Origin of the sequence: Paucibacter sp. PLA-PC-4, from assembly GCF_026241155.1 — a bacterium.
GTDB lineage: Bacteria > Pseudomonadota > Gammaproteobacteria > Burkholderiales > Burkholderiaceae_C > Roseateles_E.
Map to the genome: position 1 here is coordinate 278,498 of NZ_JAPFGP010000006.1, position 17,171 is coordinate 295,668.

The window sequence follows — 17,171 nt, forward strand, 5'->3', positions numbered from 1 at the left end:
GCCGGCGACCGGGACCTCAGCGGATCGGGATCGCCAGCGGACGCATCGGCGCACCGTCGGCACCGCGCAGCTTTAGCGGCGCGCCGAACCAGGCGAACTGGTAGACGCGGTCGGCGGCCAGCTGTTCGAGGAAGACGTTTTGCATGATGGGAACTCCGCGTTGCGACAGCATCGAGCTGTGCACCGGGATCCAGTTGCGGCTCTCCTGCGAGGGCCAGGCATCGGTGCTGATATTGTCGACACCGATCACAATGGCACCCCGGTCGGCCAGGAAGTTGGCCGACTCGCGCGTCAGGCCCGGGGTGTTGTGCATGTATTTGTCGGCGTCCTTGAAGCGCTGCATGCGGCCGGTACGCACCATGATCACATCGCCGTCCTCGAAGTCCACGCCCTGGGCGCTCGCCGTGCCCTGCAGGTCCGCCACCGTGATGCCATAGGACTCGGGCAGCATCTCAAGGCCCTTGTAGCGCGCCACGTCCAGCAGCAGGCCGCGCGCGATGATGGGCGGAAACTTCTCGATTCCGGCCTTGCGCCAGCCGCGGTCGCCGAGCTGCTCCTCGGTCTTGAAGCCGTTGTAGATCTGGCCGTTCAGGCCGAAATGCGACAACGCATCGATATGGGTGCCGGTGTGGGCATACATCGAGAAAGCCGCGCCCGAGTAGGTCACCAGGCTGTTCTTCTCCTTGCCCAGGCCGTTGGGGTCATCGACGATGGTGCCCTGCGGCGTGTGGACGTTCCAGATCTGGAAGCGCGGCTGGCCCAGGAAGTAGTAACTGGGCATGCCAACATAGAACTCGACGCTGAGGTCATAGGTCTTGCCGCTGGCGATGCGGCGCAGCACCTTGAGCGTCGATTCGGGGGTGATTTTGTTGAGCATGCCGATCTCGTCCTGCGGGCCATAGGGGCTGAAGCCGACGCGCTCGGCGGACTCGGGCGCTGCACCGGCGGCACAGGCCTGGCTGGCCAGCAGGGTGGCGAAGACGGCGGCGGTCAGCGCGGCGGCGACGGGAAAGAGATGGACTTTCATAGGCGCAGGAGGGGTTGTGTTGAACATGGGCCTATGGTCGGCTGCCCGAACCTCGCCGCCAAGGCGCCTGGCGCTGGTTCAGAGTTCACGCCGCGTGAACAATCGGCGGGCCTGTCGGCCTCCCGCAGACTTCGTCGCTGCAATGCGCCAGTCCGTCGCTGCGGCGTTGGCACAGTGCATGGTGAAACTGCTGCATTGGTAGTCCCCCGTCATCACCGATGCAAAGCCTTGGCTCAGCCTGAGTGATCAGCTCGCGCAAGACCGGTATTGGCTCTGACGTAGCCTGTAGATCGTTTGGATTGGTGGTCGTCTTAAAGGCGCTGACATCAGGTTTCACTGTCAGCTTGCCGCCAGTTCTCGGATTTCACTTCGCATCGCTGAGCTTGGCGGTCGATAGCCTCACACGCCTGCTAGCGAACGACGAACTTTGGCGCCGACAGCGCTGGTCAAGGCATTGAAGGTGCTGATGGCTTTGCCAGAGAGGCTTCGATGGGGCAGATGAGGACGTATTGATCCGACTCGCGTCTGGGTGCACCAATTTTCATGTTGATCTGCTCGTTGAATCGGTCCTTAATGGTTCAGTGCTCGTATTGACGAGCGCTTCCTTGCCAATCGGGCCGCAATGGCGCCAAACCTGTTGCTCTGGCGCGCACCGGCTCTCGCAAGGTGCCGCACCATTTGCTTCGGCGCGCGAGCACCGACGACAACTTGGCGCCGCGGGCGCCGCGAGCCATTTCAAAGGTGTGCATGAGCTATTGCGACAGGCCTATTGATGCGACGAGCTTGTTGCACTTGCTCAGCTGGACCTGTCCGCAATGCGCAAAAGCTGAGCCGAACAAGAAGAGAAATCCAGGCAGCGTGGCTGCGCGGGTGTGCGGTGTCGATCATGCGAACTCGAGTTGGATCTCTCCGAGGACTTTGTTGCGTTTGACAGTCCCGACGACGGTGGTGGAGCGGTTTGAAGTCGCACACGCTCCCATGACCTGTAGCGCGCGAGCTGCGACAGCTCGTCTCAGTGTCTGATGCGAGTCTCACCGAGGGAACATAAGCCCTCCGGCTGTGATAATTGGTGCAAGCAGCGCCGGACGCAGACCGATCCGGCAGGCCGCATGACATGGGGAGGACTTGTATGTCCGCATCGGCCATCTTTTTCCACGGCGCTTTCGAACACTTCTTCCGTCCGCTGACTTGGGCAGACCGCGAGGCCTGCGCTGCTGTCCTGCGCGGCTTGCACGAGCGCGTGCATGGCCCGGAAGCCGACTACGCACAGGCGCTGACCAAGGACTTGGTGCTGGAGATCTGCCTCAGTGTGATCGCCCAGCCCGCTTACCGTGCGGGCGCGCTCTCCGCCGCCCAGGCCGTGAATGCCGAGGCTGAACGCGGCTATGCGCTGAACCTGCTGCGCGCGCTCAAGGAGCATGGCTGGCTGGAGGACTACAAGGACCCGATCGACCTGCAGCCGGTGCTCAAGCTGACCCGTGCCGGCAAGGCCTTCGCGGAGACATTCGCCGAGCTAGACAACACCCGCCACAAGACCCGCCAGCGCAATATGCGCTCGGCCCGCAAGGCGCTGCTGGCCTTTCTGGACAACCATGACGAAGACGAGCTGCTTGATGCGCACGACTATGCCAGCCGCGTCGTGCAGGATCTGCAGGACGATATCGAGTACTTCCGGGCGCTCATGCAAAGCCTCACCCGCGAGGCGCTGACGCAGAAGCTGGCCTGGGACGAGTTCAACGATTTCATCGAGCGCCGTTTCGGCAAGGAAATGTCAGTGCGGCTGGTGGCGGACTCGGTGGACCGCCACCGTGGTCAGCTCATCGAGCTGCTGGACCAAGTCCGCGCGTGGCCTGCCGAGCGGCGCGCGCGCATCGACACCGCGCTGCACCAGCGTGCCGACTGGCTGGAGCCGGTGCTCAGCAGCGGGCGCAGCGCAACGCTCTGGCTATGCGAGCGCATAGAAAAGCTGATCGACGCGGCCTGCGAGCTGAAGCTGCCGATGTTGCGCAGCGAGATGCACAACTACGTGCGACGTTTCACCAGTCTGCTGCGCCAGGCGCTTTCACTGGACTACGGCGCCGAATCTCCGATGGGCCTTACGCTGGCCGGCATCAAGGCCGCCGATGCCGACGGCAAAGATGCCTGGCTGGAACTGCTGGGCCGGCGCCTTGCCACGGCCGAGCTACGCCTGCTGCCCGCCGGCAGCCTGCGCTGGACTCAGCGCGAGCGCCAGCAGGTCGAGGGCGACGACCCCGAATGGCGCATCCGCGTGGACAGCCGACTGGAGGCGGCGCTGCGCCGCGCTGAGGCTGAGGCTTTCGTCATTAGCGAGGAGGGTGTGCTGCGGCAACTGGGCCTGAGTGGACCGCTGGGTGCTGTGTCCTTGCGCCTGTCCGACCTTGCGGCGCGGCGGGCGGACGAAGTGTTGACCAGCTTGCATGCCGTCGGCGCAGCGCGTTCGGCGCAGGGGCGCGAACGCTGGCAGGTGCGTAGGCTCGAGGAACGCTTCGAGACCACAAGCTTCATCGCCGATGATTATGAGTTGCGCCGACTCCCGAAGAAATGACCACCGATACCTTTCACGCCCTGCTCGAGACTCGCCTTGCCGAGCGTACCGCTGGCAATGTTTCGCGCCGTCGCTTCGCTGAGATCTGCAATCGCCTACTGGCTGCCGGCATCCTATGGCGCGACTATTCCAAGCCGGAGCAGGCACTCTACGACGACGCCGCACTGGCCGAGGAGCTGCTGCGCGAATGGTTCGACGTGCTGGGTTTCACGCTGGCCCATGACGTCGATGCCAACCTGATGCGGCTCTATCCGCCAGGCGACGACCAGGACGACGAGGACGGCGTCAAAAGACTGCGCGCACGCCTGTCGAAGGACTTGGTCGCCGCGGCACTGGGCCTGCGCTTCCTCTACACCGAGGGGCTGACTGGCAAACGAGAACTGGTGAACCAGGAGTTGGCCATCAGCCTTGAGGAGCTGTCGCAGACGCTGGTCTCGCTGCTGGGCACGACGTTGCCGGCCTCGGCGGCAGAGCGGGGCCAGTTGATGCGCGAGTTGCGCAAGCACCGGCTGGTGCGCTTTCGGGAAGCCGATGCCGGTTTCGGCCAGATGGAGATGCTGCTGGGCGTGCTGCGGCCCATCCTCTCCTTCGTCAGCGACGAGGCGCTGCTTGAAGTGCGCCAGCTGATGCGCACAGAGGTTCAAACTGTGCCTTCGCCCGTGGCCGAGGGGGACGCCTGAGATGCGGCTGCAACGATTGATCACTGTCAACTGGGGCACGCTGGAGACGCGCGATTGGCCGCTGGCCGACGCCACGCTGCTGACCGGCGAATCCGGCTCGGGCAAGTCCACGCTGCTGGATGCAATCCAAGCGGTGCTCACGGCGGCGCGCCAAGGGGTCTTTCACTTCAATGCCGGCCAGAACGAGTCGACCCAGGGGCGTCGCGGCGGCAAGGAGCCGCGTACGCTGCATGCTTACGCGCTGGGCCAGTGCGGCAGCGAAGTTTTCCTGCGCCAGCGCTCGACAAGCTATGTGGGCCTGAGCTTCGAGCCATCGGACCAGGAGAATGAGGCCGTGCCGTTCAGCGCGCTGCTGGGCGTCGAGGCACAGGTGGACGGGGGCCGGGCCGAAGGCGGTAAGCCGCTGTTCTACCTGCTGCGCGGGGCGAGCCTGACGCTGTCGCATCTGTTGTCGGGCGACTCTGTGCCAGGGCGCGTTCGGCCCCTGCCGCTGAAGGAAGCTTACGCCCAGCTTCAGTTGAGGCTTGGCCTCCAGTCGGAGCAGCTGATGCGCTTCGAGGGCAAGGACAGCTACTTGCAGCATCTCTACGGACACTTGTTGGGCCGCAAGTTCGTCCCCGAAGCGGATGCCACGCGCTGCGCCCGCGCGATCGTCAAGGCGATGGCTTACCGCGAGATCGGCAACGTCAACGAGCTGGTGCGTGACGAGATCCTCGATGCTCACGACTTCAGCCAAGAAGTCGGCAAGATGCGCCAGCTGATGCAGGAGATCGCCCGGCTGAAGGCCGACGCCGAGCGCCTGAAGTTGAATGTCGACCGGCTGAAACTGGTGGATGAGGCGGCTGGTGACGTGCTTTCGCAGCTGCGCCGGCATGTGGTGAACCTGAACGCCCATGCGCTGCGCGTACAGCGTGACGCGCAGGCTGATCGGTCACGGGGTGAGCGCCGCCGCGTGCAGCTGCAAGGTCAAGCCACGGAATCACAGCAGCGGTTGAATGCCATCGCCGATGAGCGCAGGGCCGTGGACGAGGAACTGGCTCTGGTGCAGGGTGAGCTGGCGCAGAGCGGCGTCGCGCAGGAGAAGCAGCGATTGACGACGCTGGTGGCGCAGTACGCCGAAACCTTCGGCCGCGAATGGAGCCGTGTGCAGCAGGCTGCCAAAGGCATGGATGAGGTGCTGGTCCGTGTGAATCAGTTGCTGGCGCTGGACCTGACCCTGCTGCCCGGTCTGTCCGCAGCCGTGCAGCAGCTGGGCCCGGCCGCCTTCCGGGCAGGCAAACAGTGGGCACCGGTGCGTGAGGCGCTGCTGGCCGAAGCCCGGCTGGACGACGAGCTGGCCGCCTTCGAACTGGAGCCGCTGGATAAATCTCTGTGTGCGCTCGAAGCCGTGTTGATGGACTTGGTGATGAGCGCGCTGGTGGCGGCGCGCAGCGAGTTGATGCAGCAGCAGGCAACGCTGACGGATGAGCAGACCGCTCTGCGCGCTGAGCAGGCACTGCTGATGCAGGGGCGCTCACCGGCACCGGGCGATGTGCAGCAGGCATTGAGTCTTCTGGAGTCGGAGCTGCCTGCGAGCCGCCCGCGCATGCTGGCCGCGTTGATCGAGCCGCGGCCCAGTAGTGGTTGGCAGGCCGCCATCGAGGGCTATATGGGCCGCGACCGCTTTGCGCTGATCGTGGAGCCTGACTTCGAGGAGGATGCTGTTCGCCTTCTCAGGCGTCACTTCGCCCGCCGCTCGCCCAAGATCGTGCAGGGCGCGAAGGCCGTCGAAGACACGCGTGGCATGGCGGTCGCGCCGCACAGCCTGCTCAGCGAGCTGCTCTGCGAGCACCCGGTGGCCAAAGCGTATCTGCTTGCGCTGTACGGCCGCGTGCGCCAGGTCGCCAGCGAGGCCGAGCTGCGCCGTACGCCGCAGGGTCTGATGCAGCAAGGCCTGGGCAGCCGGGCTTACGGCATGTTCTCCTGCCTGGCCTCGGAACAAGAGCTGGCCTTCGGGCAGGAGAGCCGCAAGCGCCGGCTGGCCTGGATCGGCAAGCGCCTGGACGATTTGGTGCCGGAGCTGCAGGGCCTCAAGAACATGGCTCAGTCCTTGACGATGGTGCAGGGCTGGTTCAGCCAGAGCCGCGTCTCCTCGCTGACCCAGGCCCTCACTGAGGCGCTGGAAACCCGGCTGCGCCATGTGGGCGTGCAACTGCATCTGGCCCAGCTGGACACCTCCAGCATCGTGGCGCTGGAGCGGCGGCGGGATGCCCTTCGCGAAAGCCTGCAGTCCAAGCAGGCGCTGTGGGATGCAGAGCAGCAGGCCGTCGGCGTTCAGAACAAGGAGCTTGCCCAAGTGCTTAAGACGCTGGCGGAGCTGGATGCCCGCCTGCCTGAGCTGGCGCTGGACATCGTGACGGCGCAAGTCTGGATCAGCCGCTTCGCCAACGCCGCAGGCGCGGTGGCCAGCGAAGTGCAACTGCTCGACGACGCCCGAGAACTCGGCGAGGCCGAGCTGCCCAGCGCAGCTACGCTGCTCAATCATGCGAGCCATGCCGCCGAGAACCTGCCGGACCGCCTCAAGACGCTGCGTAATCACATCGCCACCTACCTCGCTGGCGCGAGGACCGATGAAGAGCGTTTCGTCTGGGATGAACCGCCACGCAGCGTCGAGCATATCGAGGCCGTGCTGCGCGCGGTGCTGGCAGTGCAACAGGCCGCGCGCGATCAGATGCGACGGCAGGACGGCATCGGCTTGGCCGAAAACGTCGCTCGGCTGGAGAAGGCCGAGGCGACCTTCAATCATGTGTTTACCAGCGACTTCTGCTTCAAGGTCAGGCGCGACGTGAAGGACGGTTCCAACACGCTGCGCAAGCTCAGCCAGGAGTTGAAGGCGATCCAGTTCGGCGTGGACTCCTACGACGTAGTGCAGGACTGGGTGCCGCGCTACAAGGGCTACTACGACTTCTTCGAGGCGCTGGACGGCGTGGTCGATCAATTGGAGAAAGACCGCACGGCCATCTTCGAGGCCCCCCAGCTCTCGCCCGAGCACCGTGCCACGGCCCAGGAGATCAAGCGCCTGCTGCTGTCGCAGGACCAGATCGCCGCCGAGCGCGCGCTCAAGGAGCTGGCCGACTATCGCAACTACCGCCGCTACGACATCCATCGCATCGCCGGCGGCCACCGAACGCCGATGTCCACTTGGGGCACCGGCTCCGGCGGCGAGCTGGAGACGCCGTTCTATGTGATCCGTGCCGCCGTGCTGGCCCATGCGCTCGGGCACTTCGGCCGCCCGCCGAATGCGCCGGCGCTGCGGCTGATGCTCAGTGACGAAGCCTTCTCGAAGATGGATGAGGCGCGTTCGCGGGCAGTGATGCGCTTTCTCGCGCAGAACATGGGCCTGCAACTGATCGTGGCGATGCCCACTTCGAAGTCCGGAGCGATCAAGCCTGAGTTCGACAAGGAGTACACCTTCTCCAAGCTGGAAGCCGAGGCCGAGGGTCAGGTCGTGCACATCAGCGAGGTGCAGGAGAAAGACTTCAAGCGCGAGGCGTTGGCGGCGCTGTGGGCCGAGCATGCACTTGCGGCAAGGGCACAGGCGACGCTGGCCTTCAAAGAGCAAGAGAAGGGAGAACGGTCGGCATGAGGCCACCGACGCACCCTCTCCAGTTGCGCCTGGCGCATGCGCTGCTGCGCAAGGCCGAGCGCAGCGAGGGGGGGCGGACCGTCTCGCTGGCACTCGACGCGACGGTGCTGCCCGAACTTCACACCGCTGCGTCGCCAGAGGCCTTGGCGCATCTGGAGCTGCTGCTGGAAGGGCTTTGCGCGACAGGCTGGGCACGGCTCAGGACGGACAAGGCGCGGGCTTTTCAGACGCTGGCAGATCGCAGGCCGGCGCTATTGCTGCTGGATGCCGAGGCCTTGACTCAATGGAGCGGCTTCGAGCCTGCCGCGCCACGCTGGAGTCGGGCGCTGGTGCAGGCGCTGCGCGAGCAACCGTCGCTGCTCGCCGTGCCCGATGCGCCGGCGTTGCTGGACTATCTACTGCGCAATCCGCTGCCCGCCCTTGAGGGGCGGGGGCCGGGAGAGTGTGCCGCCGTGCTGAACGCGCTGGCGGCCGAGTTGGCCAGCGGGCACGCCGCGCCGGCTGCGACAAGGTCTTACCTGCGCGAGTTGTCGGCCCGGCATTTCCGCGGGCACAGCAAGGTTCTGGATGCGCGCGAGGAACTGCTGCGCCTGCTTGGCGCGGACGAAGGGCGCTTTCTGGAGGCGCCGATCCAGCTGCTTGTCGACCTGCCCAAAGGCTGGTCTGGCGAAGATGTTCTGTTCATAGAGAACGCCGTGAGCTTCGAGCGCATGGCCGCGCTGCGCCAACCAGCCTGGGCACGCACGGCCTTGTTGTATGCAGCGGGCTTTCGTGCCGGGGCCCGCCGCTTGCGTGAACGCACAGGCTCGTCGCTGTACTGGCGCCACCGCGTGTCCGACGCGGATGCCCAACGCTTCGAGGACTGGCTGTATGGCGAGGTGGGCGAGGTCCCCGTAGGCTTCTACGGCGATCTTGACTTCGCTGGCCTTGCCATCCTCGCGCAACTGCGCGCAAGTTTCCCTGCTTGCGGAGCCTGGCGGCCGGGCTACGAGGCCCTGCTTGCCCGGCTCGACTCAGGCCATGCTCCCGACGAGGCGGGCAAAGAGAGGCAGCTGGATCCTGACGTCACTGGCTGCCAGTTCGCGGACGAGGTGCTACTGCCCGCGTTGCGAAACGAGGGACGGTGCGTGGATCAGGAGTGCTGGCCCGGCGGCGCCGGAAAGTTCGAAGCGAGATGAGGGTCGGTGCTGGCGGATAGCGGGCCTTCGCGCCCCCCACAGATCGCTGTCGCTGCTGAACAGGCATTCGCCGCAGTGCACCTTCCTGGCACTCCTCGCGGCTTGGGCCCACATGCGCTGTGCGTTCGCAGCACACTGCCAGAGACACGCACTGCCCCGGGAAAAGGCAGTCCATCAACTTCGGTAGCCAGACGTTGAACTCTGCGCCTGTCGCAGCTCCTTTGGCGCCCTACGTCGCTCAACCCAAAAACGATTCCTCACCGCCGAATAGTGACGGTTCCTGACCGCCGTTCACAACAGCGTCACCCATAAGATGAGAAGTCGCTCCCCGCGGCACCGGGGAGCATCGCTGCAGCCAGTGCACGCGCATCGCCGACGGCACAAGTCCGGACGCTTAGCTGAACGTACGTTCCAAGCTTGGCCGGTCGATTCGGCTTGCTGCTTCCATATCGCGAAACGGCACCTATTTGAAGGTGCTTCTGTTAAGCCCTGACCAATTCCTCGGGCAGGGGCTGTTCAACTGCGGACGAACGCCAATAGCAGCTGATAGTCGCCCTGGTCCGCGGAGCGCAGGGCCGCCAAGTACCTCGTACGCACATCATTTGCCGCGACCAGATTGCCGCCACTGCCCCAGGAAAACGCCGGTTGGCCCAGGCTGCGAACCAGTGCGTCGGCCATCATGCGGGCATGCCTCCCGTTGCCGTTGGGAAACGAATGAACCCAGACCAGGTCGCGATGAAAGCGCGCGCCGATCTCATCTAGCGGGAATGTGGAGTTGTCGATCCACCATCGGGTGTTATCGAACAGGTTCTTGAGGCGCACCGCCACCTGCGTCCAGTCGCAGCCGATGTTCTTGTCTGACTTGCGAAACGTGCCCGCCCATGCCCAGGTCTCGCCGAACATCTGCTTGTGCAACTCTCGGCAGAACCGCTCGTTGAGCACGTCCGGCGAGCGCGCCCTTTTTAGCCACCGCACGGCACGCAGGATGTTCTCCTGCTCCCAGTCGTTCAGTTCACCTTGCGTGGTCAAGTGTTCGGGGATGAGCCCCGCCTTCTCGTCGGGGTCCAGTGGCGTCTGGCCCTCATGCTCCTCGAGAGCTATCGCCATAGGTTTGACCAGCGGCCGCGAAGTAGTTCTTCAGTCCTGCGCTCCACCTGCTTGCGCAGGCGTTCGGCGCCCGGGCGCTGCTCTTCCAGGCCCATGGTGTGGGCCACCCCCCCGACTTCTTCCATGGCGATGGCGCGGGCGCGTTCCTGGATCATGTCGGTGAGCGGGCGCCGCGGAACCAGGGCGTAGACCAGTTCGCAATCCAGCCCGTCGGCGAGCTTGCGCAACTGCCCGAGCGTGATGCGGTCATCTGCTTCGGACTGTTCGGACTTGTGCAGCGTCGAACCCGTGATGCCCAGTCGCTGAGCCTGCTGACGCTCTGTGCGTCCCAAGGCTTCCCGGATGAGCTTCAACCACCCACGTGGCGGGGGCTGCCGCTTCACCAAGTCCGCATAGCTGGACAAGGTGGCTTGCAGCTGCTCAAGTCGGAGTTGATTCAGTTCAGGTGACATTGCTGGCCTATAGGCTGATTTCAATAACACTATTGATAGCCTATAGTGAATCATAAATCCGCCTTCCGCTTTGTTGCAATGAAGCAAACATTGAATTTTTGCTTCATATATAGGAAGCTTACGGCAGAGTCGTGCTTCTTCTTGGTGAAGCAGGATGTCATTAGCCTGATTCGCGAAACTGCGACCAGTTGAAGGGCGTTCTGCGTGCTGTTAAACCGGCCTGGCTCCTCGGTCTCCGAGCAGCTCCGCCCCCGGCGCTCAAATGCGCTGACTAAGACGGCAATGTCGACTGGTTCGCCGCCGCAGCGACCGCCGTTGCACCGGACACCCTCCTCGTTGATTGGCGAGGAGGTTGTAGGGCGATGTGGTCAAGGTCCGTAGCTGACCTCACAATCGCGCTCGGCAAGCTCGATGAGTAATCGCCATGAGAGATGCAAAGCCCACGGACCCTTGGCAGTCCGATGCCCGCCAACTGGGGCACCAGCACAGTCCGCGCGGCACCAATGACTGCTTGGTGCAAGTCGGCGTGAACTCGCCGGCCGGCAGCGACCGCCCCCTCACGCTGCGAAGCCGAAGTCTTGAACCGGTCGGCCGCTTGAGGCTGATTGCTGAAGTTCACCAGCGACTGCTTTGCGGCACCCCATTGCGGGACAACGAGTCCAGCGGGCTGCGCAACGCGCCACCGCCCATCCGCAACACGTGGGTGTAGATCAGGATCGTCGCCACGTCAGCATGGCCCGGTAGTTCCTGCATGGTGCGAATGTCACTGCCTGCCTGCAGCCCGTGGCGAAGCTGTGCCTCAGGGTGTGGGGCTTGGCCGGCTTGGTGATGCCGGCATCGTGGACGGCCCGCTTGAACGCCCGCAGGAAGGTCTCGTCATAGAGGTGGTGACGGCGGACGATGCCGCTGCACGGGTCAGTGGAGCTGATGTCTTCAACTACATCGAGATGTTCTACAACCCCAAGCGGCGCCACGGCACTGCCGGCGATACTTTGCCGGTCGAGTTCGAACGACGCCATTCCCAACGGCTCACGGGTGTCAAGGGAATCTGGGGCGATTCACGTAGCATGCAATTTCAGTCGACTTGGAGAACCGGATGCTGTTGCGCATTACTGCGTTTGTAGTGACCTCCTTGCTGTGCGGATGTGCTGCTGTCCCAGAGTTGCAGCCGCGCGGAGAGGCGTACAGCTACGCCGGTGAGCTGCGCCGTGCGGCCGAGGTGAAGTCGCCTTCGGGCCCGGGGCAGCTCGTAGCCTCAGTGCGGGCAATGCTGGGAGACTTGGATGGCGCCATCGCGGCTTTCGATGCGAGCCAGCCGGCACACAGACTGCCGGCGCCCGATTTGAGCCAAGACCGCTCTGAGGACGCGCTGGCTGCCATCCTGCGCGAGGCAGCCACGCGCCAGATCGTCATCCTGAACGAGGCACACCATGTGCCTATGCACCGCGCGTTCTCGATGCGGCTAGCGCGCGAGCTGCGCAAGCTCGGATTCGAATACCTCGCCTGTGAGGCCTTCACTCGTGGCCGCGATCCCAATGTCGGGGTCGTCGAGAGATCCAGCGGTGCCTATCTCCAGGACCCGGTGTTCGCTGAGTTCATCCGGGAGGCCCGCCGTGACGGCTGGAAGCTGGTGGCCTATGAGGCCGACGTGGACTCGTCAGTGCAGGGCCTTGAACGAATCCGCCAGCGCGAACAAGGCCAAGCACGCAACCTCGTCGAGCAGGTACTGGCCAGGCAGCCCAGTGCCAGGATCTTTGTCCATGTCGGTTACGGTCATGCCCTTGAAACACCGCAGCCGCTGGGGCAAGGGCGCGGCAGTGTACTGTTGATGGCCGGCGAGTTGAAGCAGATGACAGGCGTAGACCCGCTGAGCATCGACCAGAGCATGACCTACGCCCACTCAGACCCGGCGCGCGAGCTTAGCAGCTACCGGGCCGCGCTGGCCTTGCAGGACGGGCTGGAGCCCTTCGTGCTGCGCAAGTTGGACGGCAGCGCCCGCCTGCTGCAACTGACACCGGATGCGGTGGACCTGCAGGTCATCCACCCGCCTTACACGCTGGTCAGCGGCCGCCCGTCCTGGCTGGTGAGCTGGGCGCAGCGTCGGCCGTTCCCCGTTCCCGACGCGTGGTTGCCAACCCAGGGCCGCCGGCTCATCTACGCTGTGCACCAAGGCCATCCCGCGCAGGCGATCCCCGCAGACATAGTCATCGCCGAAGCCGGCAAGGCTGCGCCAGCGCTAATGTTGCCCGCTGGTCAGTTTCGCTTCGAGTTCGAGCAGTTCTAGCGAGTAGCGCTTCATACCCCCAACCCTGCCGTGCGGCAAAGGGAAGCCGGCGCACCGCAACACGACCTGCTTCGCCTGGTTTGAGATGACAGCTGCTGGGCTTCGTCCGCCACGTTGCTACGCTGCTGAGCTGGTTGTGCACCATGTGCGAAGTACGTACATATGCTGTCCAACTTCTGAGTCGCTTGCAAAGAAGCTGGCTTACCTGGCGTTGCAGCGGACCTGCGCCGGCTACGCTGGCTAGTCCTCTGAATTCAAGCGTTGATCGGCAGCTTTCTGGCGTCGAGTTCGGCGAATCGGATGGCCGCAATCGCTGGCGGATTCAACCGGTCATCGCAACACATTCGCTGAATCGCTCAGCGGGCGTCTGGAAGCCGAGCGACTTGCGCGGCCTCTCGTTCAATTGTCTCGCGATCGAGTTGAGCTGAAGCTGTGAGTAGCCTGAGATGTCGATGCCCTTTGGCAGGTACTGCCTGAGCAGCCCATTGGTGTTCTCGTTGCTACCCCTTTGCCAAGGGCTTTGAGGGTCGCAGAAGTAGACCTGGATGTCAGTGGCCATGGTGAATCGCTTGTGCCCATGCATCTCCGTGCCTCGGTCCCAGGTGAGCGACTTGTAGAGCTCCTGCGGCAGCTTGCGGGCGTTCTTGATGAGCGCGTTTACGACCGTCTGAGAGTCTTTGCTGTTCAGCTTCACCAGCATCACGTATCTCGTCTGGCGCTCGACCAGCGTCGCGATCTGGCTGTTGCCGCTGCCGAAGACCAAGTCGCCTTCCCAATGGCCAGGCACTGCCCGGTCCTCGACTGACGCGGGCCGCTCGCTGATCGACACCGCACCGACGATCTGGCCATGGATCGCAGTCTTCTGCGTGTAGGAACGAGAGCGACGCATGCCCCGCGTGCGCCGGAGATGCTCCAGCAACTCTTTCTTCAAGGCGCCACGCGCTTGAATGAACAGGCTGCGGTAGATCGTCTCGTGTGACACGTGAAGGCTCTGGTCGTTCGGATAAGTATGCTTGAGCCAACCGGCGATTTGCTCTGGCGACCACAGCATCCGAAGCATGTCCGCCACGACGCCAGCCAGCGCCCGGTTCTTGGCCAATTTGCAGAGCTTGGGTCGAAGAGCGCGCTCCCATGCAGCCTGGTCTGCCAGAGTTGCCCGATAACCGTCCTGGCCGCCGTTGCGATCGATCTCCCGGCTGATCGTCGACGGCGCTCTTCCGAGGCGGTCAGCGATTGAACGCATGGATTCACCGAGCGTCAGTCCGAGAGAGATCTCTTCCCGCTCCGCCGAAGTCAGTACACGCCGCGAGCGGCTGCGATCCGCTGGGCGAATTCCGCCGGTCTCAGCAATGATCCTGTGAATCGAGGAGTGACCTCGGTCGAAAAGCTTCCCAATCTCGTGCAGCGTCCAACCTGCCCTCCAACGCTCCCACATCAGCGCCTTCTGGCTATCCGAGTAGTAGATCCGTGGTCGCTGTCTCATGTCCAACACTCCTTCGGCCTGAGTGGCCCCTAGTGTGTTGCGTCGACCGGTTGAATCCGCCCTGCAGAACAGTCATTCGCAGCAGTGCACCTTTCTAGCACCGCTTGCGACTTCGGCCTACATGCGCTGTGCGATCGCAACTTGCTCCCAGAGGTGCGCCCTTCCCCGAGATAGGGCAGTCGCATCAACTTCGGCAGCCAGTCGCAGAACTTTGGCGCCTGTGGCAGTTACTGTGGCGCCCTACGGCCTACAAAAGGCGTCAAACGTCGATGTTGGCCGCACGCAGCGCATTCGTCTCGATGAAATCGCGTCGGGGCTCTACTTCGTCGCCCATCAGCATCGTGAACACCCGGTCTGCTTCGATGGCGTCGTCGATCTGCACGCGCAGCAGGCGGCGGACGTTGGGGTCCATCGTGGTTTCCCAGAGCTGCTCGGGGTTCATCTCGCCCAGGCCCTTGTAGCGCTGGCGGCCGACGCTGTTTTCGGCTTGCTGCATCAGCCAGGCCATCGCGCCGCGGAAGTCGCTGACCTTGCTTTCCTTGGCCTTCTCGCCCTCGCCCTTGCGGACGATGGCTTCCTCGCCGATTAGGCCCTTAAAGGTGCGGCCGGCGTCGGCCAGCACTTCGTAGTCGGCGCCGTGCATGAAATCGGCATTGATGATGCTTGAGCGCACATTGCCGTGCTGGCGGCGGCTGATGCGCAGCAGCAGCTTGTCGGTGCGGGCGTCGTACTCGCTACTAACTTCGGCCTGGTGCAGCGCGGCCTGCATCGCAGCGGCGGCCTCCTCGGCGGCTTCCTTGGTGTCGAGGTTGATGGCCAGCCCGCTGGACAGCACGCGCAGCGCCTCGAAGTCCATCCAGTTGGCCAGGCGGGTGATCACGCTTTCGGACAACACGTACTTGCGCGCCAGCTGCTCCAGCGCTTCGCCGGAGAGCACCGCACCGCCGATGCCGGTGTGCAGATGGGCGTCCTGCAGCGCCACCTTCAACAAGAAGGCGTCGAGCTCCGTGCCATCCTTCAGGTACTGCTCGTGCTTGCCGACCTTGACCTTGTAGAGCGGCGGCTGGGCGATATAGATGTGGCCGCGCTCGCAGAGCTCGGGCATCTGGCGGTAGAAGAAGGTCAAGAGCAGTGTGCGGATGTGGGCGCCGTCCACGTCCGCGTCAGTCATGATGATGATGCGGTGGTAGCGCAGCTTGTCGGGGTTGAAGTCATCGCTGCCGGCGCCGCGGCCGATGCCGGTGCCCAGGGCGGTGATCAGCGTGATGATCTCGTTGGAGGTCAGCAGCTTCTCGTAGCGCGCCTTCTCGACGTTCAGGATCTTGCCGCGCAGCGGCAGGATGGCCTGGAACTTACGGTCGCGACCCTGCTTGGCGGAGCCACCGGCGGAGTCACCCTCGACGATGTAGATCTCGCACAGCGCGGGGTCCTTTTCCTGGCAGTCGGCCAGTTTGCCGGGCAGACCCAGGCCGTCGAGCACGCCCTTGCGTCGCGTCATTTCGCGGGCCTTGCGCGCGGCCTCGCGGGCACGGGCGGCGTCCAGGATCTTGCCGCAGATGATCTTGGCGTCGATCGGGTTCTCAAGCAACCAGTCGGTCAGCAGGCGGCTGACAATGTCCTCGACCGGCGCGCGCACTTCCGAGCTGACCAGCTTGTCCTTGGTCTGCGAGCTGAACTTGGGTTCGGGCACCTTGACACTGACCACGCAGGCCAGGCCTTCGCGCATATCATCGCCAGCCACCTCGACCTTGGCCTTCTTGGCCAGCTCGTTGTCGACGATGTATTTGTTCAGCACGCGGGTCATCGCGGCGCGCAGGCCGGTCAGGTGGGTGCCCCCGTCGCGTTGCGGGATGTTGTTGGTGAAGCACAGGACGTTCTCGTTGAAGCCGTCGTTCCACTGCATCGCCACTTCGACGCCGACATTGGTGCCCTGCTCACTGATCTTGTCGCCCTGGGCGTGGAAGATCTTCGGGTGCAGGGTGTTCTTGCCCTTGTTGATGAACTCGACAAAGCCCTGCACGCCGCCAGCGTAGGCGAAGTTGTCTTCCTTGTTGTTGCGCTCGTCGACCAGACGGATCTTGACGCCGTTGTTCAGAAAGGAGAGCTCGCGCAGCCGCTTGGCCAGGATGTCGTAGTGGAAGTCGTTATTGGTCTGGAAGATCTCGGTGTCGGGCAGGAAGTGGACCTCGGTGCCGCGCTTGTCGGTCTCGCCGACGATGCGCATCGGGCTGGTCTCGACGCCGTCGACGATCTCGATCAGGCGGTCCTGCGGGATGCCTTGCTTGAACTCGAGCTGGTGGATCTTGCCGTCACGGCGCACCGTCAGGCGCAGAGTCTTGGACAGGCCGTTGACGCAGGACACGCCCACGCCGTGCAGACCGCCGGAGACCTTGTAGCTGTTCTGGTTGAATTTACCGCCGGCGTGCAGCTCGGTCAGCGCGATCTCGGCGGCTGAGCGCTTGGGCTCGTGCTTGTCGTCCATCTTGACGCCGGTGGGGATGCCGCGGCCGTTGTCGATGACGGAGATGCTGTTGTCGGTGTGGATGGTGACGATGATGTCGTCGCAATGGCCGGCCAGCGATTCGTCGATGGAGTTGTCCACCACCTCGAACACCAGATGGTGCAGGCCGGTGCCGTCCGAGGTGTCGCCGATATACATGCCGGGGCGCTTGCGCACGGCTTCCAGGCCCTCGAGGATCTGGATCGAATCCGCACCGTAGACCGCGCCCGAAGACGCTTCCGCGGAGACCGCGTCTTTTTGCTTGTCGG

9 protein-coding genes and 3 pseudogenes are annotated in these 17,171 nt (G+C 64.1%); 6 read left to right on the top strand and 6 right to left on the bottom strand.

Annotation, left to right across the window (positions count from 1 at the left end; all coding sequences use genetic code 11):
* Positions 1 to 16: 16 nt before the first annotated feature.
* Entirely contained in the window at positions 17 to 1,027 is a 1,011-nt protein-coding gene (locus OOZ63_RS11980; RefSeq protein ID WP_266005707.1) for a cyclase family protein, read from the bottom strand.
* A gap of 1,129 nt (positions 1,028 to 2,156) precedes the next feature.
* Between OOZ63_RS11980 and OOZ63_RS11985 the strand changes: the two genes are divergently transcribed.
* The 4 genes from OOZ63_RS11985 to OOZ63_RS12000 are packed head-to-tail and all read left to right on the top strand — an operon-like array spanning position 2,157 to position 9,076.
* Positions 2,157 to 3,593 (top strand): Wadjet anti-phage system protein JetA family protein, encoded by a 1,437-nt coding sequence (locus OOZ63_RS11985; protein WP_266005708.1) that lies wholly within the window; start codon positions 2,157 to 2,159, stop codon positions 3,591 to 3,593.
* Positions 3,590 to 4,273 (top strand): DUF4194 domain-containing protein, encoded by a 684-nt coding sequence (locus OOZ63_RS11990; RefSeq protein WP_266005709.1) that lies wholly within the window; start codon positions 3,590 to 3,592, stop codon positions 4,271 to 4,273. The genes OOZ63_RS11985 and OOZ63_RS11990 overlap by 4 nt, the downstream gene beginning before the upstream one ends.
* Position 4,274: 1 nt before the next feature.
* A complete protein-coding gene (locus tag OOZ63_RS11995) occupies positions 4,275 to 7,898 on the top strand; it encodes an ATP-binding protein (protein ID WP_266005710.1) in 3,624 nt (1,207 codons plus the stop codon).
* On the top strand, positions 7,895 to 9,076 hold the full coding sequence (locus OOZ63_RS12000; RefSeq protein WP_266005711.1) for a Wadjet anti-phage system protein JetD domain-containing protein: 1,182 nt from the start codon (positions 7,895 to 7,897) through the stop codon (positions 9,074 to 9,076). Before OOZ63_RS11995 ends, OOZ63_RS12000 begins: the two co-directional genes overlap by 4 nt.
* A 516-nt stretch (positions 9,077 to 9,592) precedes the next feature.
* On the opposite strand, the gene OOZ63_RS12005 is transcribed toward OOZ63_RS12000, so the two are convergent.
* The 3 genes and pseudogenes from OOZ63_RS12005 to OOZ63_RS12015 form a co-directional block, all read right to left on the bottom strand.
* Positions 9,593 to 10,183 (bottom strand): mobile mystery protein B, encoded by a 591-nt coding sequence (locus OOZ63_RS12005; protein ID WP_266005712.1) that lies wholly within the window; start codon positions 10,181 to 10,183, stop codon positions 9,593 to 9,595.
* Complete coding sequence (locus OOZ63_RS12010; RefSeq protein ID WP_266005713.1) at positions 10,174 to 10,635, bottom strand: mobile mystery protein A; 462 nt, start codon at positions 10,633 to 10,635, stop codon at positions 10,174 to 10,176. The genes OOZ63_RS12005 and OOZ63_RS12010 overlap by 10 nt, the downstream gene beginning before the upstream one ends.
* A gap of 615 nt (positions 10,636 to 11,250) precedes the next feature.
* Positions 11,251 to 11,558, bottom strand: a pseudogene (locus tag OOZ63_RS12015) (tyrosine-type recombinase/integrase); the annotation flags it as partial.
* Between OOZ63_RS12015 and OOZ63_RS29195 the strand changes: the two are divergent.
* Together OOZ63_RS29195 and OOZ63_RS12025 are read left to right on the top strand one after the other, a co-directional pair.
* A pseudogene (locus OOZ63_RS29195) lies at positions 11,559 to 11,675 on the top strand (IS3 family transposase); the annotation flags it as partial.
* 302 nt (positions 11,676 to 11,977) lie between these two features.
* Complete coding sequence (locus OOZ63_RS12025) at positions 11,978 to 12,919, top strand: hypothetical protein (protein WP_266005714.1); 942 nt, start codon at positions 11,978 to 11,980, stop codon at positions 12,917 to 12,919.
* 322 nt (positions 12,920 to 13,241) lie between these two features.
* On the opposite strand, the gene OOZ63_RS12030 is transcribed toward OOZ63_RS12025, so the two are convergent.
* Together OOZ63_RS12030 and gyrB are read right to left on the bottom strand one after the other, a co-directional pair.
* On the bottom strand, positions 13,242 to 14,402 hold the full coding sequence (locus OOZ63_RS12030) for an IS30 family transposase (RefSeq protein ID WP_266005715.1): 1,161 nt from the start codon (positions 14,400 to 14,402) through the stop codon (positions 13,242 to 13,244).
* Positions 14,403 to 14,661: 259 nt separating this feature from the next.
* Positions 14,662 to 17,121: pseudogene (gene gyrB / locus OOZ63_RS12035) on the bottom strand (DNA topoisomerase (ATP-hydrolyzing) subunit B); the annotation flags it as partial.
* Between the last annotated feature and the right edge of the window lie 50 nt (positions 17,122 to 17,171).